A 561-nucleotide genomic window follows, 5' to 3' on the forward strand; every position below is an offset into this window, starting at 1 on the left:
CTTTTTGAAATTGAACTTCGGTGAAGTAGAGGGGGGCTTGAGGGGTGATGGTTTGGGGGAAGAATACCCCGTCAATGCGAAAGGCGGTTTGTTTGATTTCGATGGACTCGAAACGGTAGGGATTATCAGGGGTGGGGGCTTGTCCTAGCAGGTCAAAGAGGGTGTTGGGTAGTTCTTTGAAGATGCGGTAAAAGATGGTGTCGGTTTTCATGAGGGGGAGTAAGGAGGGAAGGAACTCTGGTCTAGCTTAATTCTCTGAAGATTTGAGGATTTGTTGCACAACAGTGGGGTCTAATTCCAGAAGCTCGGCAATTTCATCAGGAGACATCCCCCGGTCAGCTAAACGGTGGATAAGTTGCTGTTTCATCTGCTCTCGACCCTGTTGTAAACCCTGCTCTCGACCCTGTTGTAAACCCTGCTCTCGACCCTGTTGTAAACCCTGCTCTCGACCCTGTTGTAAACCCTGCTCTCGTCCCTGTTGTAAACCTTCCTCTAGTCCCTCTTGCTTCATTTCTTGAGCAAAACGAGTCTTTTTCAAATTCTCCACACTAAACATTTCTC

The 561-nt window shown here is 48.1% G+C and carries 1 protein-coding gene and 1 pseudogene; both read right to left on the bottom strand.

The features are described 5' to 3' along the window. Positions 1 to 211: Rpn family recombination-promoting nuclease/putative transposase (locus tag K4A83_RS22820; protein ID WP_265267022.1), on the bottom strand; the 211-nt coding region annotated here is incomplete at its 3' end. Positions 212 to 247: 36 nt separating this feature from the next. After that, positions 248 to 561 (bottom strand): annotated as a pseudogene (locus tag K4A83_RS22825) (Rpn family recombination-promoting nuclease/putative transposase); the annotation flags it as partial.

It is taken from the genome of Spirulina subsalsa FACHB-351, assembly GCF_026130165.1.
GTDB classification, from domain to species: domain Bacteria; phylum Cyanobacteriota; class Cyanobacteriia; order Cyanobacteriales; family Spirulinaceae; genus Spirulina_A; species Spirulina_A subsalsa_A.